Source organism: Micromonospora sp. WMMD736 (assembly GCF_049179015.1).
In the GTDB taxonomy this organism is placed as follows: Bacteria; Actinomycetota; Actinomycetes; order Mycobacteriales; family Micromonosporaceae; genus Micromonospora.
In genome coordinates this window covers 2,623,349-2,646,400 of sequence record NZ_JBMHMI010000001.1, presented here as the reverse complement: position 1 = coordinate 2,646,400, position 23,052 = coordinate 2,623,349, and the positions used below count along the sequence as shown (strand labels likewise).

22 protein-coding genes are annotated in these 23,052 nt (G+C 73.4%); 12 read left to right on the top strand and 10 right to left on the bottom strand.

The window, feature by feature from the left end; translation table 11 throughout:
* Nucleotides 1-33: 33 nt before the first annotated feature.
* Both ACN269_RS11205 and ACN269_RS11200 read right to left on the bottom strand, forming a co-directional pair.
* Nucleotides 34-1,827 (bottom strand): RelA/SpoT family protein, encoded by a 1,794-nt coding sequence (locus tag ACN269_RS11205; protein ID WP_421476288.1) that lies wholly within the window; start codon nucleotides 1,825-1,827, stop codon nucleotides 34-36.
* Nucleotides 1,828-1,955: 128 nt separating this feature from the next.
* Nucleotides 1,956-3,710, bottom strand: coding sequence for a DEDD exonuclease domain-containing protein (locus tag ACN269_RS11200; protein WP_421472384.1), 1,755 nt, complete (start codon nucleotides 3,708-3,710; stop codon nucleotides 1,956-1,958).
* A 127-nt stretch (nucleotides 3,711-3,837) separates the two neighbouring features.
* Here ACN269_RS11200 and ACN269_RS11195 point away from each other — a divergent pair, with 127 nt between their 5' ends.
* From ACN269_RS11195 to ACN269_RS11185, 3 genes are all read left to right on the top strand, one after another.
* On the top strand, nucleotides 3,838-5,268 hold the full coding sequence (locus ACN269_RS11195; protein WP_421472383.1) for an NYN domain-containing protein: 1,431 nt from the start codon (nucleotides 3,838-3,840) through the stop codon (nucleotides 5,266-5,268).
* Nucleotides 5,269-5,492: 224 nt separating this feature from the next.
* The gene (locus ACN269_RS11190) at nucleotides 5,493-5,906 is read left to right on the top strand and encodes a hypothetical protein (protein ID WP_421472382.1); all 414 of its coding nucleotides are present in this window, start codon (nucleotides 5,493-5,495) and stop codon (nucleotides 5,904-5,906) included.
* Between the two features lie 110 nt (nucleotides 5,907-6,016).
* Nucleotides 6,017-6,538, top strand: coding sequence for a DinB family protein (locus tag ACN269_RS11185; protein WP_421472381.1), 522 nt, complete (start codon nucleotides 6,017-6,019; stop codon nucleotides 6,536-6,538).
* Here the strand turns inward: ACN269_RS11185 and ACN269_RS11180 are convergent.
* Nucleotides 6,532-6,924, bottom strand: a complete 393-nt coding sequence (locus ACN269_RS11180; RefSeq protein WP_421472380.1) for a hypothetical protein — start codon at nucleotides 6,922-6,924, stop codon at nucleotides 6,532-6,534. The genes ACN269_RS11185 and ACN269_RS11180 overlap by 7 nt on opposite strands.
* Nucleotides 6,925-7,284: 360 nt before the next feature.
* Between ACN269_RS11180 and ACN269_RS11175 the strand changes: the two genes are divergently transcribed.
* The 4 genes from ACN269_RS11175 (at nucleotide 7,285) to ACN269_RS11160 (ending at nucleotide 10,147) form a co-directional block, all read left to right on the top strand.
* Nucleotides 7,285-7,500, top strand: a complete 216-nt coding sequence (locus ACN269_RS11175; protein WP_421472379.1) for a hypothetical protein — start codon at nucleotides 7,285-7,287, stop codon at nucleotides 7,498-7,500.
* 111 nt (nucleotides 7,501-7,611) lie between these two features.
* Nucleotides 7,612-7,770: a hypothetical protein gene (locus ACN269_RS11170; RefSeq protein WP_421472378.1), complete on the top strand. Its 159-nt coding sequence runs from the start codon at nucleotides 7,612-7,614 to the stop codon at nucleotides 7,768-7,770.
* Nucleotides 7,767-9,026 carry a M48 family metallopeptidase gene (locus ACN269_RS11165; RefSeq protein WP_421472377.1) on the top strand — a complete coding sequence of 420 codons (1,260 nt, stop codon included), beginning with the start codon at nucleotides 7,767-7,769 and terminating at the stop codon, nucleotides 9,024-9,026. The genes ACN269_RS11170 and ACN269_RS11165 overlap by 4 nt, the downstream gene beginning before the upstream one ends.
* On the top strand, nucleotides 9,023-10,147 hold the full coding sequence (locus tag ACN269_RS11160) for a glycosyltransferase family 4 protein (RefSeq protein WP_421472376.1): 1,125 nt from the start codon (nucleotides 9,023-9,025) through the stop codon (nucleotides 10,145-10,147). The genes ACN269_RS11165 and ACN269_RS11160 overlap by 4 nt, the downstream gene beginning before the upstream one ends.
* 14 nt (nucleotides 10,148-10,161) lie before the next feature.
* Here ACN269_RS11160 and ACN269_RS11155 read toward each other — a convergent pair whose 3' ends face one another.
* The 7 genes from ACN269_RS11155 to ACN269_RS11125 all read right to left on the bottom strand — a co-directional run bounded on the left by ACN269_RS11155 (nucleotide 10,162) and on the right by ACN269_RS11125 (nucleotide 18,423).
* Nucleotides 10,162-10,818, bottom strand: coding sequence for a lysophospholipid acyltransferase family protein (locus tag ACN269_RS11155; RefSeq protein ID WP_421472375.1), 657 nt, complete (start codon nucleotides 10,816-10,818; stop codon nucleotides 10,162-10,164).
* A gap of 12 nt (nucleotides 10,819-10,830) precedes the next feature.
* The gene (locus ACN269_RS11150) at nucleotides 10,831-11,415 is read right to left on the bottom strand and encodes a TetR/AcrR family transcriptional regulator (RefSeq protein ID WP_421472374.1); all 585 of its coding nucleotides are present in this window, start codon (nucleotides 11,413-11,415) and stop codon (nucleotides 10,831-10,833) included.
* 71 nt (nucleotides 11,416-11,486) lie between these two features.
* Nucleotides 11,487-13,145 (bottom strand): putative bifunctional diguanylate cyclase/phosphodiesterase, encoded by a 1,659-nt coding sequence (locus tag ACN269_RS11145; protein WP_421476287.1) that lies wholly within the window; start codon nucleotides 13,143-13,145, stop codon nucleotides 11,487-11,489.
* 79 nt (nucleotides 13,146-13,224) lie between these two features.
* Nucleotides 13,225-14,034: an SAM-dependent methyltransferase gene (locus ACN269_RS11140; protein ID WP_421472373.1), complete on the bottom strand. Its 810-nt coding sequence runs from the start codon at nucleotides 14,032-14,034 to the stop codon at nucleotides 13,225-13,227.
* Between the two features lie 189 nt (nucleotides 14,035-14,223).
* Nucleotides 14,224-14,892, bottom strand: coding sequence for a response regulator transcription factor (locus ACN269_RS11135; RefSeq protein WP_007072219.1), 669 nt, complete (start codon nucleotides 14,890-14,892; stop codon nucleotides 14,224-14,226).
* Between the two features lie 7 nt (nucleotides 14,893-14,899).
* Nucleotides 14,900-16,591 (bottom strand): GAF domain-containing sensor histidine kinase, encoded by a 1,692-nt coding sequence (locus ACN269_RS11130; RefSeq protein ID WP_421472372.1) that lies wholly within the window; start codon nucleotides 16,589-16,591, stop codon nucleotides 14,900-14,902.
* Nucleotides 16,592-16,605: 14 nt separating this feature from the next.
* Nucleotides 16,606-18,423, bottom strand: a complete 1,818-nt coding sequence (locus ACN269_RS11125; RefSeq protein WP_421472371.1) for an AMP-dependent synthetase/ligase — start codon at nucleotides 18,421-18,423, stop codon at nucleotides 16,606-16,608.
* A gap of 155 nt (nucleotides 18,424-18,578) precedes the next feature.
* Here ACN269_RS11125 and ACN269_RS11120 point away from each other — a divergent pair, with 155 nt between their 5' ends.
* From ACN269_RS11120 to ACN269_RS11100, 5 genes are all read left to right on the top strand, one after another.
* The gene (locus ACN269_RS11120) at nucleotides 18,579-19,034 is read left to right on the top strand and encodes an SRPBCC family protein (protein ID WP_421472370.1); all 456 of its coding nucleotides are present in this window, start codon (nucleotides 18,579-18,581) and stop codon (nucleotides 19,032-19,034) included.
* A gap of 31 nt (nucleotides 19,035-19,065) precedes the next feature.
* Nucleotides 19,066-19,758, top strand: a complete 693-nt coding sequence (locus ACN269_RS11115; RefSeq protein WP_421472369.1) for a hypothetical protein — start codon at nucleotides 19,066-19,068, stop codon at nucleotides 19,756-19,758.
* Between the two features lie 79 nt (nucleotides 19,759-19,837).
* Nucleotides 19,838-20,785 (top strand): ROK family glucokinase, encoded by a 948-nt coding sequence (locus ACN269_RS11110; protein WP_421472368.1) that lies wholly within the window; start codon nucleotides 19,838-19,840, stop codon nucleotides 20,783-20,785.
* Nucleotides 20,786-20,798: 13 nt separating this feature from the next.
* Nucleotides 20,799-21,491 carry an endonuclease/exonuclease/phosphatase family protein gene (locus tag ACN269_RS11105; protein ID WP_421472367.1) on the top strand — a complete coding sequence of 231 codons (693 nt, stop codon included), beginning with the start codon at nucleotides 20,799-20,801 and terminating at the stop codon, nucleotides 21,489-21,491.
* Between the two features lie 114 nt (nucleotides 21,492-21,605).
* Nucleotides 21,606-23,012, top strand: a complete 1,407-nt coding sequence (locus ACN269_RS11100; RefSeq protein ID WP_421472366.1) for a flavin-containing monooxygenase — start codon at nucleotides 21,606-21,608, stop codon at nucleotides 23,010-23,012.
* The last annotated feature ends 40 nt before the right edge of the window (nucleotides 23,013-23,052 follow it).

Sequence of the window (23,052 nt, the reverse complement as noted above, 5' to 3'; positions counted from 1 at the left end):
AATCTCGTTCGGGCGTGCCGGGGCCGGCCGGAGTCACTGTCGATGGTCGACCAGGTCGATGAGCTGGCGTACCACGGCGTCCGGTTCGATCACCCGGTCGAAGACCGCGACCAGCAGGGTCTCCAGGTCGGGGTAGCCCAACTCCTCGGAGAGCCGCAGCAGCGGCAGGTCGCTGGCGAGGCCCCGGTTGTGCTGGCGCAGGGCGAGACCGATGGTGGCCCGGCCGAGGCGCACCTTGTCGCTGATCGTGATGCCCGGCTCGGTGTGCTCGGCGAACCACCTGTTGATCTGCATCTGCGCGTGCGGTGACTTGACGAAGCCCAGCCACTCCTTGCGCGGGCCGCGCGGCGCGGCGGCGGCCTCGAAGCCGTTGTCGGCGTCGTTCTCGGTGAAGATCTCCACCACGTCGCCCTCGTCCAGCTCCGAGCTCAGCGGCGCGAGTCGGCCGTTGATGCGGGCCGCGAGGCAGTGGTCACCGCGATGGTTGCCCAGCTCGTACGCCAGGTCGACGGGGGTGGCGCCGGCCGGCAGCACCACCTGACGGCCGTCGGCGAAGACCTGGATCTGACCCTCGGCGAGGTCGCAGCGCAGCGACTCGTAGAACTGCGCCGGGTCGGCGGCCTCCGGCTCCCAGTCGAGCACGCGGCGCAGCCAGTCCAACTGCTCGGCCCGGGCCGCCGCGCTGCCACTGCCCGAGCGCGGGAAGCGGAAGTCGGCGGCGATGCCGTACTCGGCCGAGCGGTGCATCTCCTGGGTGCGGATCAGCACCTCCACCGTACGGTCCTGCGGGCCGCAGACGCTGGTGTGCAGCGAGCGGTAGAGGTTGTTCTTCGGGGAGGCGATGAAGTCCTTGAAGCGGCCCGGTACCGGCCGCCACGTGCCGTGGATCGCGCCCAGTGCCGCGTAACAGTCGGTGGCCGGGCCGTCGACCACCACCGAGATGCGGGGCAGGTCGTACGGCGCGGTGTGACCGCCGGCGACGGTGTCCTTCCAGATGGAGTAGAGGTGCCGGGGACGGGGGCTCACCTCGGCGTCGACCCGGCTGCGCTTGAGCGCGACCCGGGCGCGGTTGACCACGGCGTCGAGGTAGGCGTCCCAGCCGGGCCGGTCGTGCACGTGCCGGGCCAGCCGGGCGTGCTCGTCGGGCTCCAGGTGCAGCAGCACCACGTCGTCCAGCTCACGCTTGAGGGTCTGGATGCCCAGCCGGTCGCAGAGCGGGACGAGGACCTCCTGCGTCTTGCGGGCGATCCGCTCCCGGGACGCCGCCGAACGCACCCCGAGCGTCCGCATGTTGTGCAGCCGGTCGGCCAGCTTGATGATCAGCACCCGGACGTCCTTGGCGGCCGCGACGATCATCTTGCGGATCGTCTCCGCCTCGGCGGCCTTGCCGTAGAACGCCTTGTCGAACTTGGTCACCCCGTCGACCAGGTGGGCCACCTCGTGGCCGAAGTCCTCCGAGAGCGCCTGGAGCGTGTAGCGGGTGTCCTCGACCGTGTCGTGCAGCAGCGCCGCGACCAGGGTGGTGGTGTCCATGCCCAACTCGGCGCAGATCTGCGCCACCGCGAGGGGATGGGTGATGTACGGCTCGCCGCTCTTGCGGAACTGCCCGCGGTGCATGTTCTCCGCGATCGTGTACGCCCGGCGCAGCACCGCCGGATCGGTGCCGGCGTGGATGCCCCGGTGGGTGCGCACCAGGTGGGTGACCGGGTCGGAGTCGTTGGTCGGCCAGCTGAGCAACGACCTCAGTCGGCGGGTCAGGGGCAGCTCGCCCGACTGGGTTGGCAGGGCGCCCCCCAGGGCGGCGCCGTGTCCGGCGTCGACGTCCACGAGGGACACCTCCTCACCCCGGCTCCGCGGTCACCGGACCCGGTGATCGGGAGCAGGCCCACGAAACGGGCAGGACTGCACTTCCTTAACAGCCTAAGCGAGTCGACGTAGTCCGATCGGTCAGTTGGTCATGAGCGTTCGGTCGAGAGTTGGTGCGACGCCCCGCTCTCGGCCTTCGCCAGCAGGTCACGGAAGCGGCCCGCGCCGCCCGCCGGCGAGGACCAACCGGACGACATCTCGACCAACCGGGTCTCCGGCCGCTCCAACCAGGACAGGATGCGCTCGGACTCCTCGGCGGTGGCCGACGGCACCGGCCCGTGCCCACCCGGGACCGTCTCGGCCGTGGCCCGGATGGCGTTCAGCGTGGGTCGCGGGTGGACGCCCGGCGGGGACACCCCCGCGCCGGCCAGCCGGCCGTGGCGTACCAGGGCCAGCTCCCAGCCGCCCTGGGCGGCCGGTCGGGCCGCCGCCAGCTCGGCGATCCCGGTCAGCGCCGCCAACCGCTGCATCCGCACCGTGGCGCGCAGCACCGCGGCCAGCCGGTACCGCACCACGGCGGCCTCCTCGTAACGCTGGTCGGCCGCGAGCACGTCGATCCGGGCCAGCAGCGCGTCCACCACCGGCCGCGGGTCGCTCGCGGTGGCCGTCCGGAATGGCTCGACGGCTCTGTCGTCGTACTCCTCGGGGGTGATCCGGTGCTCGCAGGGCGCCGGGCAGCGACCCAGCTCGGCCAGCGCGCAGGCCGGCGTGACGGTGCGCAGCGACAGCCGGTGCGTGCACTGACGCAGCGGCACCGCGTCGTGGAAGCCGGCGGCGGCCAGCTCCGCGGCCCGCCGGGAGGTGAACGGCCCGAGGTAGGCGGTGTCGGTGGGGGAGATGTCGCGCACGATCGACAACCGGGGGTACGGCCCGTCGGTCAGCTTGAGCCACACCATCCGCTCCGGGTACTTCGACCGCCTGTTGTACGGCGGCGCGTGCGCGGCGATCAGCCGCAGCTCGCGGACCTCCGCCTCCAACGAGTGCGCGCACTCCACGGCCTCGACCCGCTCGGCCGCGGCCAGCATCTCGGAGATCCGGGCGCGCTTCTCGCCCGCCGTGAAGTAGCTGCGCACCCGGGTGGCGATGTCGCCCGAGGTGCCGACGTAGAGCGGCCGGTCGTCGGCGGCCCGGAAGATGTAGACCCCCGGGACCTTGGGCAACCCCTCGGCAAGGTGTCGCTTGCGGCGCTGCGTCGGGGTGACCGCGCGGGCGAACTCGATGGCGTCGCCGACGGTGTCGACGCGGTGCCCGCCGAGGCGACCGATCAGACCGTGCAGCACGTCGACGGTCGCCTTGGCGTCGTCCAGGGCCCGGTGGGTGGGCTGGGTGGCGGTGCGGAAGTACGCCGCCAGGGTGCCGAGCTTGCGGTTGGGCACCTCGTCGCGGGTCAGCACCCGCCGGGCCAGCGCCGCCGTGTCCAGTACCCGGGGGTTGGGCCAGCGGTAGCCGTGCCGGGCGCAGGCGGCCTTGAGGAAACCCACGTCGTACGGAGCGTTGTGGGCCACCAGCACGGCGTCGGCGATGAACTCCAGGAAGCTGGGCAGCACCTCCTCGATCGGCGGGGCCGGCAGCAGCATGGCCTGGGTGATCCCGGTCAGCACGGTGATGAACGGAGGGATCGGCTGCCCCGGGTTGACCAGGGTGGCCAGCACCCCCAGCTCCTCGCCACCGCGTACCTTGACCGCGCCGATCTCGGTGATCCCGCCGCCGTCCGGCGCGCCGCCGGTGGTCTCCAGGTCGACCACCACAAAGGTGGTCGCGTACAGCGGCAGGGCCGGGTCCACCCCGCCCACCGTCGGGTCGAGACCGGCCAGTGACTCCTGGACGTACTCCGCCTGTGCCATCGGCGGCACGCTAGCGCCCCGGTCCGACACTCCCGTCGCAGAGGTCCCAGCAGTCACCATGGGGCTAGGATGAGAGATCGGCTCACTCACCAGGCGGTGGGCCCGCCAGCGGTGGGAGACTTGCCACATGCCCCTCGCCGAGCCGCATGACGACCACCTCCCGCAGGAGGATCCGGTCGCCCGCGACGGCGCGGTGAGCGATCCGCACACCAGTGACGATCCCGCCGATTCGGGCGCCAATCCGACGATCGAGCCGGAACCGACGCTGCCCGAGCCGGTCCGGCAGCGGATCGTGGCGCTGACCGCCGCCGTGCTGCCCAGCCTCCCCGCCGACGAGGTGCCGGTGCCGCTGCGGCGGGTGGCCAAGTTCGCCCCCAACCGGCGGGCCCGTCTCGGCGCTCCGGCCATCGCCGCCCAGCTCACCGCCGACCCGCTGTTCCGGCAGCGGGTCACCGCCCGGGTGCTGGCCGACGCCGGTGACCTCGGTGCGGCCGTGGTCGAGGGCACCGCCCCGGCAGCAGCCGACCCGGTCGAGGTCGCGGCACTGGCGTATCTGGTCCGGCCGCGCGGCTGGCGGGAGCTGATCGACGCCAGCGGCGCCGCGGTCCGCGCCGAGGCGGACAGCGCCGTCGTCGCCGAACTGGTCCGCGAGGCCGAGCAGCGGGCCACCCGCGCCGAGCACGACCGGGCGGTGGCCCGGGTCGAGGCCGACAAGCTCCGCGACGAGCTGGCCCGGGTCCGCGAGGAGCTGGGCCAGCTCCGTGAGGAGTCCCGGCAGCTGGCCCGTACCCTGCGCGAGACGCAGGCCCGCGAACGCAAGGCCAGCGAACTCCTCGCCACCGAACGTGGTCGGGCCGCCCGCGCCAGCGCGGACGTCGACGCCGAGCTGCGCCGCGCCCGCGCCCGGCTCGCCGAGGCGGAAGCCGCCGCCGGGGTGGCCCGGGCCAGCGCCAAGGAGGCCCGCTCGGTCGACGACGCCCGCCTCTGGCTGCTGCTGGAGACCATCGGTCAGGCCGCCGTCGGGCTGCGCCGGGAGCTGGCGCTCGACCCGGTGGACAAGCTGCCCGCCGACTTCGTCGCCGACGCGTTCGCCGAGCAGCCGGGGAGCGCTCCGGCGGGTCCGGCCGCTCGCGCCCGCGACACCGACGACCCGGCCCGGCTCGACCAGCTGCTCGCCCTGCCCCGGGCGCACCTCGTGGTGGACGGCTACAACGTCACCAAGCGTGGCTTCGGCGAGATGTCGCTGGAGCAGCAGCGCAAACGCCTCATCACCGGGCTGGGCGGTATCGCCGCGCAGACCGGCGACGAGGTCACCGTCGTGTTCGACGGGGCCGAGCGGATGCACGGGTTGCCGCCCGCCCCGCGTGGCGTACGGGTGCTCTTCTCCCGCAAGGGCGAGACCGCCGACGAGCTGATCCGTCGCCTGGTGCGCGCCGAGCCGGCGGGCCGTCCGGTGGTCGTGGTCTCGTCCGACCGCGAGGTCGCCGACGGGGTACGCCGGCACGGCGCGTACCCGCTGGGGGCCGACTCGCTGCTGCGCCGCCTCGCCCGCTCCTGAGGCACGCCGGGTCGCCGCGGGCCCGTGTCGCGATCAGCCCGTCCCGCCCGCCCCCGCTGGTCACGCCCCACGGTAGGAGGACGTCGCACGGCACGGTCGACGTGCGGCGGCCGGATCTGCGGGCGGGCGGGCAAGAATTCGGCGAGGTTTCGGCAGGTCCGGTCGGCGACGGTGTCCGCATCCGCCCGGCACCGTCGGGCACCGGACGAAGGCAGGCGAACGACATGGGAAAACGACTGCTGGGCACCATCCTCGGCACGGTCGTCACACTGGCGGCGCTCCTGGTCGCCCCGGGAGCGGCCCAGGCGGCTTCGGGGGGCGGCTGCACCGGCGCCTACCCGATCAGCTCGTGCATCTCGTACCAGGGCTCCAACCAGACCGTGGTGGGTGACTTCTACATGAACGCCACCCCGGACGGGTCCCGCTGCACGGCGTACCTCCAGCTGCGGACCACGAACAACGGCAACAGCTCCTGGATCTACTACGACCTCAACCGGACCGGCCGGTTCGGGCCGATCAGCCGCAACGTCAACGTGATGAACAACTTCAAGGGCTCCGCCGTGGCGGTGGTCGAGGTCTACACGTGCAGCGGAGCGTTCCACGGCACCTACACCAGCCCTCGGGTGTACTACCCGTGACGTCCGGATCCGGCCGCCGACGCGTTCAGCGCCGGCGGCCGGATCGCGGGTTGCCGATCGGGGCAAGAATCCCGATCGACCCGAAGACGCGGGTGTGGCAAGGTCGCCTCGTGCCTGCATCCCGTCTTGATCTGCTGCGGTGGCAGTTCGACCTGACCTGGTCGCTGTTCGAGTACCACCTGGAACGCCTGGAGCCGGCGGACTTGCTGTGGGAGCCCGCCACGCACTGCTGGACGGTACGCCCGGATGCCGACGGCGGGTGGACGCCGGACTGGGCGGACGCCGAACCTGACCCGATCCCGGTCCCGACGGTCGGCTGGATCACCTGGCATATCGGCTGGTGGTGGACGGTCGCCATCGACCATGCCCGAGGGCGTACGCCACGGGAGCGGACCGAGATCGGCTGGCCCGGCGACGGCGACCGGACGACGGCGTGGCTGCGTGACCTCCGTACCGAATGGTTGACGGTGTTGGACCAGCTCAGCGACGCCGACCTCGACGCTACCGCGCCGTTCCCGTGGCAGGACGACCCCGTACACACCGTCGCCCACATGATCGCCTGGGTGAACGCCGAGCTGATGAAGAACGCCGCCGAGGTCGGCCACCTTCGGTTGCTGCGAGCGGCTCAGTAGGAGCAGTACGGGGAGTCCATGATGTCGATGGCGACCGCGTAGCCGTACGCCTCCAGGCCGGCCAGCTCGCCCGGGGCGATGCACACCCAGTCGCCGTTGGAGTAGAAGATCTTCGCGCCGTCGTCGTTGCGGCTGTTGTAGACCCAGTCCGCGCCCCGGCTGCGGGACCCGAGGGTCTGGTAGTAGGTGTCCTGGAACGACGCGGTGGGCGGGTCACCGTTGTACGGGTTCCCGGTCACCCAGAAACAGACGCGGGGGTAGTTGCAGCCCAGCGCCGAGGTGGCCTGCGCCGGAGTGGCGACGAGCCCACCGGCGGCGGTCGCGGCGCCCGCGAGAATCGCGACGGCCGAGAGTCGGGAGCGTGTGATCGAGGATGGTGCGCGCATTCGACAACCTCCGTGGTCGACGTGGAACGGCCGGCTCCACTCGGCCCGGCCGGGCGGCGTTGCCTCTTCGTGGGCGGTGGATCAGCCGTACCGCAACGATCGCAGCGGCCACTGTCGACGGAACAGGCGCTTGACCGGCAGTTGACCGGAGATTCGCCGGGGTGCGCCCGACCGGGGCGCGAGGTCGGCGAGGTCGTGTTGTCCGATCGTTCGGGATACCCCGATTTCGCTGATCTGGAGTCGATCTAGCCCTCAACGGGCGGTTCTGTCGTACCCGGTGGATAACGTCGATGTGACCGACGGTGCTCGGGTGGCGACGGCAGGGTGTCGACCGCGCATCGCGAGCGATCAGGAGGCGTGATGCTCATCGACTGCGACGGGTGCGCGAAGCGGACCGACGGCTGTTCCGGCTGCCCACTGACCGCCCTGTTCGACGACACGTCCCCGGCGGCCGGGCTGGTCGCCGCCGAGGTCGAGGCGATCGAGGTGTTCGCCCGGGCCGGCTTCGACGTCGAGGTGCTTGCCGCCCCCGCCCGGCCCGGCCACGGCGCGCGCCGGGTCCGTCGGGTGGCCTGAGTCCTCGCCCCGGGGGTATGCCGGGGCCCGGTCGGCGACGTGCGTCACCGCCTCCGGAGCGGGCTTTCCGTGGGCCATAGGATGGGCGGTCACGGCGGGAGGAGCGGCGGGATGAGCGGGGAACGACGCGAGCGCGACGGGCTCGTCGGTGCCCCGCGTGCCGGCGCCCTGTGGCGGGGGCGCGGCGACGCGCGGCGGCACGAGGGCACCGCGTGCCGGCGTGATCGCGACCGGGCGGTGTGCGTGGCGGCCACGGCGGTGCCCCGGTGAGCCCGCGCGGCTGGGCATTGGTGACGCTGGCCGGGTTGACGGTGGCCCTGCTGGTGACCGTCGCCGTGTTCATCCCCTGGCACCGGCCCCCGGCTCCCCGCGCCGACCAACTCGCCGCGCTGCGCGACCTCCCGGCTGACCAGGTGGCCCGGGGGCGTGAGTTCCGCGCCGCGCTGCGCCCCGGCAGTTACGCCGGGCTCGCCGTGGGCCTGCTGATCGCTCTCGCGCTCGGTCTCACCCCGCTGGGCAGCCGCCTGGTCGAGCTGGTGGGCCGGCCCTTCGGTGGGCACTGGATCGCCCAGGCGGTGCTCGGCGGCCTCGCCGTGGTGCTCGTCGCCGACCTGCTCACCCTCCCGTTCTCCGCGTGGCGGCAGACCGTCCTGACCCGCTACGGGCTCAGCACCAACGGATGGAGTGGCTGGGCCGTCGACCTGCTCAAGTCGTACGCGGTGAGCGCCGTGATTGGTGCGGTGGCGCTCTTCGGTTTCTACCTGGTCATCCGCCTCGCGCCGCGCTGGTGGTGGGCGCTCGGCGCGGCGGGCGCGGCCCTGCTGGTGATGTTGCTGTCGTTCGTCCTGCCGGTGCTGGTGGAGCCGGTGTTCAACAAGTTCACCCCGATGGAGCAGGGTGCGCTGCGCACGGAGCTGATGAGCATGGCCGCCCGCGACGGGGTGCCGGTGCGCGACGTGCTCGTCGCCGACGCCTCCCGGCGCACCACCGCGGTCAACGCGTACGTCTCCGGCCTCGGCCCGACCCGCCGGGTGGTCGTCTACGACACGCTGCTGCGCGAGGCCACGCCCGCCGAGGTGACGGCCGTGGTGGCGCACGAGCTGGGCCACGCGAAGGACTCGGACGTGGCGGTCGGCACGCTGATCGGGGCGCTGGGCACCGCCGCCGCGGTGGTGGCCCTCTACCTGCTCGGCTCGTGGGGCCCGCTCCTGCGGTTGGCCGGCGTCGACACGATCGCCCATCCGCGCGCGTTTCCGCTGGTGATTGCCCTGGTCACGGTGGCCGGGCTGGTCGCCACCCCGGTGCAGGCGCTGGTGTCGCGGCGGGTGGAGGCGCGGGCCGACGCGCACGCGCTCGCGCTCACCGGCGACCCGGCGAGCTTCGAGTCGATGCAACGCCGTCTCGGCACGGTCAACCTCGGTGACCCCGACCCGCCGCGGTGGGAATACCTCTACTCGGCCTCGCATCCGTCCACCGTGGAGCGGATGGCCGCCGCCCGCGCGTACGCCCGGGAGGCACGCCGATGAGCCGCACGTTGCTGATCACGAACGACTTTCCGCCCCGCCCGGGTGGCATCCAGTCCTTCGTGCACAACCTCGCCGTGCGTCAGCCCGCCGGGTCGGTGGTCGTCTACGCGTCGAGCTGGCGCGGCGCGGAGAAGTTCGACGCCGACCAGCCGTTCGAGGTGATCCGGGAACGCACCCGGGTGCTCCTGCCCACCCCGCTGATCGCCCGGCGCGCGGCCCGGCTCGCCCGCGCGTACGACTGCGACACGGTGTGGTTCGGCGCGGCTGCCCCGCTGGGGTTGCTCGCCGCCGGTCTGCGCAAGCGTGCGGGCGTACGCCGGGTGGTGGCGCAGACCCACGGCCACGAGGTCGGCTGGGCGGCGCTGCCGGCCGCGCGGCTGGCGCTGCGGCGCATCGGGCGTGGCGTCGACGTGACCACCTACCTCGGCGAGTACACGCGCACCCGGCTCGCCCGGGTGCTGGCCGGGGTGACCGACCTGCGGCGGCTCGCGCCGGGCGTGGACGTGGACGCCTACCACCCGTCGGTGGACGGCGAGCCGGTCCGGGCCCGGTTGGGGCTGACCGACCGGCCGGTGGTGGTCTGCGTGTCGCGGCTCGTGCCGCGCAAGGGCCAGGACATGCTGATCCGGGCACTGCCGGAGATCCGCCGCCGGGTGCCCGACGCGGCGCTGCTGATCGTCGGCGGCGGCCCGTACCGGGCCACGTTGGAGAAGCTGGCCCGCCAGACCGGCGTCGAGCGGGACGTCGTCTTCACCGGCTCGGTGCCGGCGGCCGACCTGCCCGCGCACTACGCGGCCGGCGACGTGTACGCCATGCCCTGCCGTACCCGCAACCGCGGTCTGGACGTGGAGGGGCTGGGCATCGTCTACCTGGAGGCGTCCGCGACCGGCCTGCCGGTGGTGGCCGGCGACTCCGGCGGCGCGCCGGACGCCGTCCGGGAGGGCGAGACCGGGTACGTGGTCGGTGGGCGGGACGTCGCGCAGCTCGCCGACCGGGTCGCCCGGCTGCTCGGCGACCGGGACCTGGCCCGCCAACTCGGGGCGGCGGGCCGGGCGTGGGTGGAGCGGGAGTGGCGCTGGGAGGCGCAGGCGCAGCGGATGGCGGCTCTGCTGGCCGGCTGACCGTCGCCGCCGGTTCAGGCGCGGGGCTGCCGGGGCGGGGCGTAGCGGGGGACGTACTCCTGGTCGGTGAGGCTTTGGATCGCGGCCATCACCTCGTCGGTGATGGCCCGGATGTCGCGCGGCCCGGTGATGCGGCCGGCGACCGGGATCGCCGGGCCGAAGCGCAGGGCGACCGGGTGTCGGCGGGGGATTCGCGCGTCGACCGGCAGCACCTCGGCGGTGCCGAGCACGCCGACCGGGATGATCGGCACCTCGGCGTCGCGGGCCAGTCGGGTCATGCCGACCCGTCCCCGGTAGAGCCGCCCGTCGGGGGAGCGGGTGCCCTCCGGGAAGATGGCGACGAGACCGCCGGCGCGCAACACCGGCACGGCCGCGTCGAGGGCCGTGAGGGCGGCCCGGCCACCGGCGCGCTCGACGCGGATGGCGCCCATGCCGGCCACGACGTGCCGGCTGAGCCAGCTGCCGGTGAAGTACTCGGCCTTGGCCCAGAACGTCACCTGTCGGGGTGTCAGGCAGCCGAGGACCACCTGGTCGGCGACGGACAGGTGGTTGCTGGCGAGGATCGCCCCGCCGTGGCGGGGCAGGTGCTCCAGCCCGTCCACGCGGGGTCGCCAGCCCAGCCGCAGGGCCGATCCGACGGTCAGTTTGCTGAGGTCGTACAGCAGGGGCACGTCTTCTCCCGTTCAGGTCCGGGCGGGGCCGAGGTGCGCGTCGAGCGCGGCCCGCAGCACGGTGTCGTCGTCGCGGTCGCCGGTGGCCAGCGGCAGGCTGCCCCAGGCCCAGAGTTGCGCGATGCCGTGCAGGTTGGCCCAGAGCGCGCCGGCCACCACCGGCGCGGGCGCGGCGGTCGGCTGGCGGGTCTGGGCGACCAGGTCGGTCAGGAGGGTGAACAGCGGCAGGCTCGTCTCGCGCAGCCGCAGACGACCGCTGGCCAGCAGGTCGTGGCGGAACATCAGCTCGAACATGCCGCGGTGCGCGGCGGCGAAGTCCAGGTACGTCCGGGCCAGCGCGACCAGTCGGGTACGCGGCTCCGCGCCGGCCGCCTGCATCGTGCGCTCCACCCGGGCGGTGAGGTCGGCGAAGCCCTCCCTGGCGATGGCCGAGAGCAGGTCGACGTGGGTGGGGAAGTAGCGGCGCGGGGCCCCGTGCGACACGCCCGCCCGACGGGCTATCTCCCGCAGGGAGACGGCGGACTGGCCCTCGCGCAGCACCAGGTCGACCCCGGCGGCCACCAGTCGGGCGCGAACCCCGGCCTCCTGCACTGTCATAGACATTGTCTACCAGGTCTCCGTAGACAATGTCTACGCGGGCGGGCGCCGCAGCGGATGCGCGTGGACCCTCAGCGCATGCGGGCCAGGATGCGGTCGGCGGGGGCCGGACGGCCGAAGTGCCAGCCCTGCGCGGCGTCGCAGCCGATCGCCCGCAGCCGCTCGGCCTGCCCGGCGGTCTCCACCCCCTCGGCCGTCACCGTGAGGTCGAGCGCGTGCGCCAGCGACACCAGCGAGGCGAGGATCCGCTCGTCGGTACGCCCCACCGTCGGCGACCGCAGACCGGCCACGAACTCGCCGGCCACCTTCAGTTCGGTGACGGGCAGATCCCGCAGGTACGCCAGATTGCTGTAGCCGGTGCCGAAGTCGTCGATCGCGATGCGTACGCCCAGGTCGGCCAGCAGCCGCAGCGCCCGGACCGGCTCCTTGGCGCTGCTCATCATCGTGCTCTCGGTGATCTCCAACTGGAGTCGTTCGGGGGGCAGGCCGGTCTGGCGCAGCAGCGTACGGACCTCCCGTACCAGACCGGGCCGGTGCACCTGCCGGACGGCCAGGTTGACGCTCACGAACGGCGCGTGCGCGCCACCCGTCGACCACGCCTCCGCCTCCCGGCACGCCTCGGCGAGCACCCACCCGCCCAGTTGCACGATCAGACCGGTCTCCTCGGCCAGCGCGATGAAGCTGTCCGGCCGCAGCACGCCCAGCTCCGGGTGCCGCCAGCGGACCAGCGCCTCCACACCGAGCAGTCGGCCGTCGCGCAGCGAGGTCAGCGGCTGGTAGTCGAGATAGAACTCGCCCCGCTCCAGCGCGGCCGGGATGGCCGCCGACAGGGCGTACCGGGCCAGCTCGCGGCGGTTGCGCTCGGCGTCGTAGAGCGCCCAGCGCGCCCCACCGGCCGACTTCGCCCAGTGCAGGGTGCTGTCGGCGGCCCGCATCAGGTCACTCGGGCTGGAACCGGCCACCTGCCGCTCGACGATGCCGATGCTCGCGGTGACCTGAAGCTCGTGCCCGTCGACCACCACGGGTGTCCGGACCGCGTCCAGGGCGCTCTCGGCGACCTCCACGACGGCGTCGGTGCCGCCCGCGCCCTCGACCAGGATGACGAACTCGTCCCCACCGAGGCGGGCCACCAGATGCTCACCGACGCGCTCGCGTAGCCGGCCGGCCACCGTGGTCAGCAGCCGGTCGCCGACCTGGTGTCCGAGGGTGTCGTTGACCACCTTGAAGCGGTCCAGATCGAGGAAGCACACCCCGACCCGCTGGGCGCCCCGGCCCGGTTCGTTGAGCGCGGCGGTGAGCCGCTCGGTGAACAGCGTCCGGTTGGGCAGACCGGTGAGCGGGTCGTGGGTGGCCTGGTGGCGGAACCGCGCCTCGCTGGCCCGCAACGCTCGTTCGGCCTGCGTGCGCGCCTCCATGGCGGCCCGGCGGATGGATTCCTGCTCGTCGAGCGTGCGGTCCCGTAGCGCGCGGGCGTAACCGGTCGCCACGGCGGCCAGGAGTCGGGCCATCCGGTCCTCGACGTCCTCGGCCACCAGTCCCAGGTCCCGCACGAGCCGCAGCTGGATCACCTCGACGGTACGGCCCAGCCCTTCGGCGGAGGCGATGTGCGCGGCGACCAACTCCGCACCGACCCGGTGCCCGGCGCGCAGGTCGAACGGCTCGGCGAGCAGCGCCTGGGCCAGCTGACCGGCGAGCCGCTGTAGCAGGGCCTCGAGCTGGGCCTGTGTCATCGGCAGGTAACTCGTACCGGAGACCGCCTTGGCCCAGGCGCGGGCGAAGGTGCCGGGGCGGGTGACCGCCGAGGGCGGCTCAGTCACCGAGTCGCCCGACGCCGCCCATGAAGACCGCCCGCTCGGCGTCCTCCGCGCTCTCGGGGGTGTCCGGTCGCCACTGTGGCACCCAGACGACGCCCGGGTCGACCAGCTCGAACCCGTCGAAGAGGGCGGTCAGCTCGGCCCGGTTGCGAATCGTGAGCGGACTGTCGGTACGCCGGTAGACGCGTTCGGCCTCGGCGCGCTCCTCACCGGCGCGGCCGTCGTCGCTGGCCTGCGACAGCACCAGGTAGCTGCCGGGCGCCAACGCGTCCCGAAGCGTCGCCAGCAACTCCGCCGGCCGGTCGTCGTCGGGGACGAAGTGCAGGACGGCCACGATCATCACCGCCACCGGCTGGCTGAGGTCGAGCAGCCGACGCGTGTCGGGGTGCGCCAGGATCTCCTCCGGGTGTCGCAGGTCCTCCTGGACGATGGTGGCCCGGTCGTTGCCGGCCAGGATCTCCCGGCTGTGCGCCACCGCGACCGGGTCGACGTCCACGTAGACCACCCGGGACGCCGGGTCGATCCGCTGGGCGATCTCGTGCACGTTGCCGACCGTGGGGATGCCCGAGCCGATGTCCAGGAACTGGCGGACGCCGGCCTCGGCGAGGTGGTGGACCGCCCGGCGCAGGAACGCCCGGTTGGCCTGCGCGGCCAGCGGCGCCTCCGGTACGGCCGCCACCATCGCCTGCGCGGCGGCCCGGTCGGCGGCGAAGTTGTGCGATCCGCCGAGGTAGTAGTCGTACATCCGGGCGACGCTCGGGCGCTCGATGTCGATGGTGTCGGGCGCCCAGTCCGGCCGCTGCATGCGCTCACCCCTTGAGTCCACGACGCGGGCGTCATCGCCCGCGCGGGTATTGTGCCCCCGCGGTACCCGCCAGACCATAGCGTGCCGCCCACTCGTCGCGGACGTCGGTCGATACGCGAAGGTCCGCACCGGCGACGAGCCGGCGCGGACCTTCGGTTACCGGATTGCGCTTCGACGAACGGGCGCGGGTCAGAACTTCGGCGCGTCCGGCGCTTCGAGCAGGCCGAGCCGCAGCGCGGTCATCAGGGCCTGCGCCCGGTTGGCGGCGCCGAGCTTCTCGTAGAGCTTGGAGATGTGCGTCTTCGCCGTGGACTCGCTGACGAAGAGCTGCTTGGCGATGCCCGCCACGCTCATCCCGTCGGCGAGCAGCCGCAGCACCTGCCCCTCGCGCGGGGAGAGCTGCGGGCCGGAGGGGGCGAGTCGACGCTTCATCGCCTCGGCCAGGTCGGCGGCCGTGAACGCGCTCGGCGACGAGGCGGCGTGCCGCGCGGCGGCCACGACCTCGTCGGCCGGGGCGGTCTTGGGCACGAAGGCGCTCGCACCGGCCTCCAGCGCCCCGAAGAGCTGGTCGTCGCCGGCGTACATGGTCAGCACCACGATGCCCATCGACGCGCTGGACTTGCGCAGCGCGCGGGTGGCCTCCAGGCCGCTGCCGTCGGGCAGCCGCAGATCCATGATCACCACGTCCGGCTGGAGGGCGCCGGCCTGGCGTACCCCCTCTGCCGCGGTCGCGGCCTCGCCGACGACCTCGAACTGGCGGTCGCGCTCGAAGGCGTGCCGCAGGCCCTTACGAATCAGGTCATGATCGTCGACAAGGAGGACCTTGGTGCGGGTGGCCGGTGTCGGACTTGTGGTCATCCTCGGGTTACTCCCCTTCTGGTGCTGCGCTGTCACGCACGTTATCGCGCCGGGACGAGGTGCCGAGAACCACCGCCACGGTCGTGCCGCTGGGTTGCCGCGGCCTGATCTCCAACCGGCCCCGGATACGTTCCGCCCTCTCGGCCATGATCGCAAGACCGTACCGCCCGTCGGGGCGCTGGTCAGCCATCCCCTGACCGTCATCCGACACTTCTATTTGCGCGTACGGGGGGTCGACCTCACACGTGACCCACAAATTGGACGCTCCGGCGTGCTTGCGGGCGTTGGTCACGGCCTCCTGCGCGATGCGCAGCAACTCGGCCTCGGTGGCGGCCGGCAGGCGGGCCGTGGACTCGTCCAGCGACAGGTGCACCCGCAACCCGCCCGAGGCGCCGACGGTGCGGGCGTACTCGGCGATCGCGGCCGCCAGGCCGCCCTGCCGGTCCACCTCGCTGCGCAGCTCGAAGAGGCTCAACCGCAGCTCGGTGATCACCCGGGTCACCTCGCCGCGCAGCGTCCGCAGCGCCTCGGCCGTCTCGTCCGCGTCGTCGAAGACGGTGGCCAGGGCGTTGTCGATGCCGTAGCCGACCATCACCAGCTCCTGCGCCACCCCGTCGTGGATCTCCCGGGCCAGCCGCTGGCGCTCCTCGTTGGTGGCCAGCGACCGGACCTCGTCGAACAGCAGCGCCGCCTCCAGCCGCAGCGCGGCCGGCCGGGTCAGCGCGGTCACCCGGGACACCACCGGCGGCGGGTACGCCTGCGCGACGTCGGCCTCCAACACCACCAGCCCCACCGTGCGTACCCCCGCGACCAGCGGGACGATCAGCGCGGACACGTCCGGACCCCGGTGCGAGCGGGACTGCGAGCGGGCGGCGGTGGTGGCCTGCTGACTGGCCCAGGCGTCGGCGATCGCCGAGTCCGCGTCCAGCGTCGTCTCCCAGTCCACGCGGTCCGCCCCGGCCTGGGCGAGCACCACGAGCCGACCGCCGCCGCTGGCGGACAGCACCGCGCCCCGGTCCGCCCGGGCCACCGTGCGCAGCTCGTCGATCAGGTGCTCGGAGATGCCTCCCGGGTCCAGGGTCGCCCCGGGCAGTTGCCGGGCGACCGTCCGCAGTTGGGTCAACAGCCGGGTGGCCTCGGCGTACGGCTGGGGCTTGCCGTCGGCGCGGACGGCCATCACCCGGTGCAGGGTGCCGGCGGCGTAGAGCCCGAGCGCGGCCAGGATCAACCACTGCGCGCAGACCGCGAGGTAGCCGACCTGGCCGAGTTGACGTTCCCCGTCGATCTGGGTCAGCGCCCCGGCGACCAGCAGCGTGCCGGCGGTCACCGCGAGCAGTGCCGCGCCCTCGCGGAAGCGGCGGCGCAGCGCGGTGACGGTCACCGGCACCGCCAGGTAGGGCAGCACGGCGGAGGCGCCGAGCCCGTCGACCGTGCCGCCGATCGAGGCGACCGCGGCGACCTGGCTCGCGGCCAGCCCCAGCACCACCACCTCGGCCACCCGGCTCAACGGCCCGACCAGCCGGTGCTGCGGAGCGAGCAGGGAGGGCAGCCCGGCGACCGCCAGCAGCGCGATCCACCACAGCTGGGTGACGTCGCGGGTGGCGAACAGGGTCAGGATCGCGACCAGCGCCAGCATCACCAGGCGGGCGGCCGCGGCGAGAGGATGCGGGTGCGGGGCGGTGGGTGTGGATGCGGGCACGTGACGGATCGTAGTCAGCCGCGGTAGATGTCGGCGATCTCCGCCGCGTACGTCTTGTGCACGACCTGGCGTTTGACCTTGAGCGACGGGGTCAGCTCGCCGGTGGCCTCGGTGAAGTCGCGGGGCAGGATCCGGAAGACCTTGATCGCCTCGGCCTTCGACACGGCCTGGTTCGCGGCGTCGACGGCGGACTGCACCTCGGCGCGCAGTCCCTCGTGCTCGCGCAGCGTCTCGATCGGGGTCTCCGGGGGCAGCCCGGCGTTCGCCAGGAAGGTCGGCAGCGCCTCCTCGTCGATGGTGACCAGCGCCGCGATGAACGGCTTCGCGTCGCCGACGACGACGCACTGGCTGATCAACGGGTGCGCCCGGACCTGGTCCTCCAGCACCGCCGGGGCGACGTTCTTGCCGCCGGCGGTCACGATCAGCTCCTTCTTGCGGCCGGTGATGCTCAGGAAGCCGTCGGCGTCGAGCTGGCCCAGATCGCCCGTGCGGAACCAGCCGTCGGGGCTGAGCGCCTCCGCGGTGGCCGCCTCGTTGTGCCAGTAACCCTGGAAGACCAGCTCACCGGAGATCAGGATCTCGCCGTCGTCCTCGATCCGGACGGTCACGCCGGGCAGCGGCCGGCCGACGGTCCCGATCCGGGTGCCGGTGGGCAGGTTCGCGGCGGCGGCGGGGGACGTCTCGGTCAACCCGTACCCCTCCAGGACCGTCACGCCGACGCCGCGGAAGAAATGGCCGAGCCGCGCGCCCAGGGGTGCGCCGCCGGAGATCGCGTCGCGGCACCGCCCGCCGAGCGCCGCGCGCAGCTTGCGGTAGACGAGCCGGTCGAAGACCGCGTGCTGCGCGCGCAGCGCGAGGCCCGGACCGCGCGGGGTCTCCAGAGCCTCGCTGTACGCGATGGCGACCTGCTCGGCGCGGGCGAAGACGCCGCCCTTGCCGTCGGCCTCGGCCTTCTGCTTGGCCGCGTTGTAGACCTTCTCGAACACCCGGGGCACGGACAGCACGAAGGTCGGGCGGAACTCCTGCAATTCGCCGACCAGGTTCTTCGTGTCGGCGCAGTGCGCGAGAGTGGCCCGTGCCTGCACCACGCCGATCTGGATGAGCCGGGCGAACGCGTGCGCCAGCGGCAGGAAGAGCAGCGTGCTCGCGCCGGCGTTGAACAGGTTCGGCAGCACCGGCACCGCGTTGGCGATGTCGGCGTACATGTTGCGGTGGGTCAGCACGCAGCCCTTGGGGCGGCCGGTGGTGCCGCTGGTGTAGATGATGGTGGCCAGGTCGTCGGCGCGGACCGCCTTGCGGCGCTGGTCGACCTGGGCCAGTTCGACCGCCGCGCCGGCGGTGACCAGCTCGTCGACCGCGCCCCCGTCGATCTGCCAGACGTGGGCCAGTTCGGGCAGGCGGTCGCGGACACCGGCGATCAGGTCGGCGTGGGCACCGGTTTCGACGAGCGCGGCGACCGCGCCCGAGTCGGCGATGATCCAGGCGGTCTGCTCGGCGCTGGAGGTCTCGTAGATCGGTACGGTGACCCCGCCGGCCGCCCAGATGGCGTAGTCGAGCAGGGTCCACTCGTAGCGCGTCCGGCTCATCAGGGCGACCCGCGCGCCCGGCTGGATGCCGGCGGCGATCAGGCCCCGGGCCACGGCTGCCACCTCGTCGCGGAACGCCAGGCAGGTCACCTCGGCCCAGGTGGTGGTGTCGCCGCCGTCGGCGGAGCGGGTGGCGCGGGCGAACTGCACGGCGTCCGGCGCGATCTCGGCGTTGTCCCAGACCGGATCGGTGAGGTTGGCCGCCTCGCCAACGGTGACGATCGGCGGAACGGAGAACTCGCGCACTTGCACTCCTTCGTGCTCGCACTGGCCTGGGCCGGACTCTGCCCGAGAGCAACGGCTCTGTCGAAACCTACCCGGCGGGCGGTTCCGATGCGGTAGGCAGGGCGCGGCGGGGGCGGCGCGGGGTGTGTGCGGCGTCAGCCGGGTAGCCTCCCCCCATGGCGGACTCCTCCACCCAGTCGATCATCATCGGCGCGTCACCCGACCGGGTGGCGACGGTCATCTGCGACTTCCCGAGTTACCCCGAGTGGACCGAGGCGGTCCGCCGTGCCGAGGTGATCGAGGAGTACGAGGACGGCTACGCCAGCCAGGTGCGGTTCACCATCGACGCCGGGGTGATGGCCGACGAGTACGTGCTCGCCTACGAGTACGCCGAGGACCTGTCCCGCGTCGAGTGGCACCTGGTCGCCCCCTCGAAGATGCAGAAGAGCCAGCGCGGCTCGTACGACCTGGTGGCGAACCCGGACGGGACCACCACGGTGACGTACACGCTGGAGGTCGAGCTGTCCGTGGGGATGCTGGGCATGTTCCGGCGTAAGGCCGAGAAAATGATCATGGATACGGCGTTGAAGCAGCTCAAGCGCCGGGTAGAAGCACCCGGTGCGGCGCAGTGACGCGTCCGGCGGTGGGGTAGAGGAGCCGAGGGTGGGCGGAACGGACCCGGGTTCGGCCCGGGAAGAGGCGGAACGTCTGGTGGCGACCCTGCTCGCGGGGGCGCGTCTGGCGTCCAGCGGGTCGACGGGCGGAGCGTTCGGCCCGTTGGGCGGGATGTTGGCCGGTGTCCTCGGTCACAGTGGTGCTCCGGACGGCGGCGATCGCGCCCGAGGTGGTTTCGCCACCGGTTCGGCCGAATGCTGCGTCTGCCCGGTCTGTCGGGGCATCGCCGCGTTACGCGACCCGAGTCCGGAATTCGCCGAACGCCTCGCCACCGGCGCGGGCGACCTCGCCGCCGGCGTGGCCAGCCTCCTCCGCGCGTTCGCGCCGCCGGAGCCGTCCCCGGCGACCGTGCCGGAGTCGACCGCGTCGTCGCAGGCGGCGGCCGGTGCGGACGACGACCGCGAGGCACCGCGGGCCGCCCCGACCGCGCGGTCGGCCGAGGCCGTCGACGAGCACGTGTGGCGCGATGCCACCCGCACCGGGCATGATTCCCAACCGGCGCCGGAGCGGGATGTCTGGTCGGTCGCCACCCGGTCGGCGGACACACCCGCCCCGGCCACCGCGGCACCCGTCGACGACGCCGGGGCGGTGGCCGCGCCGGTGCCGACCAGCCGACCCGTGGTGCCCGCTTCGCGGGCGTCCGACGACACCGGCGCGGACGCGCCGGGCGGCGGCGCCTGAGCGCGGGACATCGCGATCCGGACCGGCGTGCCCCGTGGCGCGCGTGAGCCGGACAGCACAGCAGAGGGGAGCGGCGGCGGTGACGCTGACCATCGGAGTCGACGTGGGTGGCACGAAGGTGGCCGGCGGTGTCGTGGACGACACCGGCACGGTCCTCGTGCAGAGCCGACGGGACACCCCCGCCGACGACGTCGCGAAGACCCGCGACGTCATCATCGAGCTGGTCGACGAGCTGGCGGCCGGGCGGACGATCGAGGGAGTCGGTATCGGCGCGGCCGGCTGGATCGACGCCACCCGCTCGACCGTGCTCTTCGCCCCCAACCTGGCCTGGCGCGACGAGCCGCTGCGCGAGTACGTGAGTGCCGCCGTCGGCCTGCCGGTGATCGTGGAGAACGACGCCAACGTGGCCGCGTGGGCCGAGTTCCGCTACGGCGCGGCCCGCGCCGCCGACGACTCGATGATCATGTTCACCATCGGCACCGGCGTCGGCGGTGGCATCGTCCTCGGCGGCGAGCTGATGCGCGGCGCGCACGGCATCGCCGCGGAGCTGGGTCACATGCTGGCCGTGCCGGACGGGCACCAGTGCGGCTGCGGGCGGCTCGGCTGCATCGAGCAGTACGCCAGCGGCAGCGCGCTGGTCCGCTTCGCCCGGGCCGGCGCCCGACAGGAACCGCAGCGGGCCACCGCGCTGCTGGAGCTGGCCGGCGGCGAGCCCGAGGCGATCACCGGCCACATGGTGACCGCCGCCGCGCAGGGCGGCGATCCGGTCTCCGCCGAGGCGTTCGCGCAGATCGGCCGGTGGCTGGGCACCAGCCTCGCCGACATGGCGCAGATCCTCGATCCGCAGGCACTGGTCGTCGGCGGCGGTGTGATCGACGCCGGTGACCTGCTGCTCGGCCCGACGCGTCGCTCGTACCTCGACGCGCTGGCCCAGCGGGGACGCCTGCCGGTGGCCGAGGTGCTCCCCGCCGAGCTGGGCAACAGCGCCGGGGTGATCGGCGCGGCCGACCTGGCCCGCCGGATCTGAGGGCGGCCAGGAGATGGGTGTACCGCTGCGCGTGGTGTCGTACAACATCCACAGCCAGCGCGACGACACCGCCGCGCTGGCGGCGGTCGTCCGGGCCGTGCAGCCGGACGTCGTGATCGTGCAGGAGGGGCCGCGCCGGTTCCGGTGGCGGCAGAAGTCGGCCACGCTGGCCGAGTCGTTCGGCCTGGTGGTGGCCGCCGGAGGCCTGCCCGCCCTGGGCAACCTGCTGCTGACCAGCCTGCGGGTGCAGGTGCGCGGCGCCCGGTGCCAGCGCTTCCCGCTCACCCCGGGCCGGCACCTGCGCGGCGCGGCGTACGCCGACTGCCGGGTCGGCGACGCCCGCTTCACCCTCGCCGGCTCGCACCTGTCCACCGACCCGGCGGAACGGCCCGCGCAGGCCGCCGAGTTCCGGCGCGGTCTGGACGCGGCGAATGCCCCGGTGGTGGCGGGCGCCGACCTGAACGAGGGCCCGGACGGGCCGGCCTGGGCGACGGTGGCGCGCGGCCTGACCGACGCGGCGGTCGCGGCCGACCGGGCGGAACGGCTCACCTACTCGTGCGCGGACCCGCGCCGACGGATCGACGCGCTCTTCGTCGATCCCCGGATCACCGTGGTCGACTACGACGTGGTGGACACCCCGCAGACCCGCCGGGCCAGCGACCACTTTCCGGTCCTCGTCGACCTACTGCTGCCCACCACGGCCTGACCCCCACCGGTCGAGACCCGCCGATCGGTCCCCGCCGGGGCTGGACATCCGGCTCCGATGTGGAGAGGATTTCGCGGCGAACCGGCACCCGTGCCGTACGAAGGAGATGTTCCGGTGTCCACCTCCACCGACCAGGGTCGGCCCGACCCGGATGCGGTCCCGTCCGCGCAGAGCCGCGACGGCCGCTCGCTCTCCGACCGGGGCGACACGGTCTGCGTCATCGGGGCCGGGGCCAGCGGCCTCGCCGCCATCAAGAACCTGCGCGAGCACGGGTTCGGGGTGGACTGCTACGAACGCGAGACCGGCGTCGGCGGCGCCTGGAACTGGCGGCACGACCGCAGCCCGGTGTACGCCAGCACCCACCTGATCTCGTCGAAGCCGTTCACCCAGTTCCCCGACTTCCCGATGCCGGACTCCTGGCCGGACTACCCCCACCACAGCCAGCTCCTGTCGTACTTCGAGCGGTACGCCGACCACTTCGACCTGCGTTCGCACATCTGGTTCGGCACCGAGGTGGTCCGGGTCGAGCCCGCGCCGGACCAGCGGTGGGACGTGACGACCCGCTCCACCGGCGGGTACGGCCCGGAGCGCACCTCCCGCTACGCCGCCGTGGTGATCGCCAACGGGCACAACTGGTCGCCGAAGCTGCCCCGCTACGAGGGCCTGGAGGAATTCCGCGGCGAGATCATGCACGCGTCGTCCTACAAGGACCCGGCGCAGTTGCGCGGCAAGCGGGTGCTCGTGGTCGGTGCCGGCAACACCGGCTGTGACATCGCCGTCGAGGCCGCCCAGCAGGCGTCGCGCTGCTGGCACTCCACCCGGCGTGGCTACTGGTACGCCCCGAAGTACGTGCTGGGTCGTCCGGCCGACCAGATCAACGACGCGCTGCTGGCACTGCGGGTGCCGCTGCGGGTCCGCCAGTGGCTCTACCACTGGACGATGCGGTTGACCGTCGGCAACCTGACCCGCTTCGGGCTGCCCAAGCCCGACCACCGGGTGTACGAGACGCACCCGATCGCCAACAGCCAGCTCGTCTACTACGTGGGCCACGGCGGGATCGGCCCGGTGCCCGACGTCGCCCGGTTCCAGCCGTACGGCGTGGAGCTGGCCGACGGCCGCGAGATCGACCCCGAGCTGGTCATCTTCGCCACCGGCTACCTGCCGCGCTTCGAGTTCCTCGACGCGTCGGTGTTCGGCGACAGCGCCGGCACCGGCCGTCCCACGCTCTGGCTCAACGCCTTCACGCCCGGGCACCCCACGCTGGCCGTCGCCGGTCTGGTGCAGCCGGACTCCGGCCTGTTCACCCTCTCCCACTGGCAGACGGTGCTCTTCGCGCGGCTGCTGCGGGCCCGACAGGACCGACCCGACCGGGCCGCCGCGTTCGCGCAGCGGGTCCGGGACCGGGCCGGGGAGCGCTACGCGGGTCAGGTCAAGGACAGCAGCCGGCACTGGTTCGAGGTCGGGCACGCCGACTACCTGCGCGCCGTCCAGCGCGCCCTGGTCGAGCTGGAGGGTAAGTGAGCGCGAGGAGTGAGCTTGCGAGCCCCGCAGTCGCGAACGA

Coding starts and splice junctions, on each gene's coding strand:
- ACN269_RS11135 (WP_007072219.1), bottom strand. CDS start 14,892: ATGACCACAAGTCCGACACCGGCCACCCGCACCAAGGTCCTCCTTGTC.
- ACN269_RS11170 (WP_421472378.1), top strand. CDS start 7,612: ATGAGCGGGGAACGACGCGAGCGCGACGGGCTCGTCGGTGCCCCGCGT.
- ACN269_RS11200 (WP_421472384.1), bottom strand. CDS start 3,710: ATGGCACAGGCGGAGTACGTCCAGGAGTCACTGGCCGGTCTCGACCCG.
- ACN269_RS11120 (WP_421472370.1), top strand. CDS start 18,579: ATGGCGGACTCCTCCACCCAGTCGATCATCATCGGCGCGTCACCCGAC.
- ACN269_RS11140 (WP_421472373.1), bottom strand. CDS start 14,034: ATGCAGCGGCCGGACTGGGCGCCCGACACCATCGACATCGAGCGCCCG.
- ACN269_RS11145 (WP_421476287.1), bottom strand. CDS start 13,145: ATGACACAGGCCCAGCTCGAGGCCCTGCTACAGCGGCTCGCCGGTCAG.
- ACN269_RS11150 (WP_421472374.1), bottom strand. CDS start 11,415: ATGACAGTGCAGGAGGCCGGGGTTCGCGCCCGACTGGTGGCCGCCGGG.
- ACN269_RS11180 (WP_421472380.1), bottom strand. CDS start 6,924: ATGCGCGCACCATCCTCGATCACACGCTCCCGACTCTCGGCCGTCGCG.
- ACN269_RS11190 (WP_421472382.1), top strand. CDS start 5,493: ATGGGAAAACGACTGCTGGGCACCATCCTCGGCACGGTCGTCACACTG.
- ACN269_RS11160 (WP_421472376.1), top strand. CDS start 9,023: ATGAGCCGCACGTTGCTGATCACGAACGACTTTCCGCCCCGCCCGGGT.
- ACN269_RS11105 (WP_421472367.1), top strand. CDS start 20,799: ATGGGTGTACCGCTGCGCGTGGTGTCGTACAACATCCACAGCCAGCGC.
- ACN269_RS11195 (WP_421472383.1), top strand. CDS start 3,838: ATGCCCCTCGCCGAGCCGCATGACGACCACCTCCCGCAGGAGGATCCG.
- ACN269_RS11175 (WP_421472379.1), top strand. CDS start 7,285: ATGCTCATCGACTGCGACGGGTGCGCGAAGCGGACCGACGGCTGTTCC.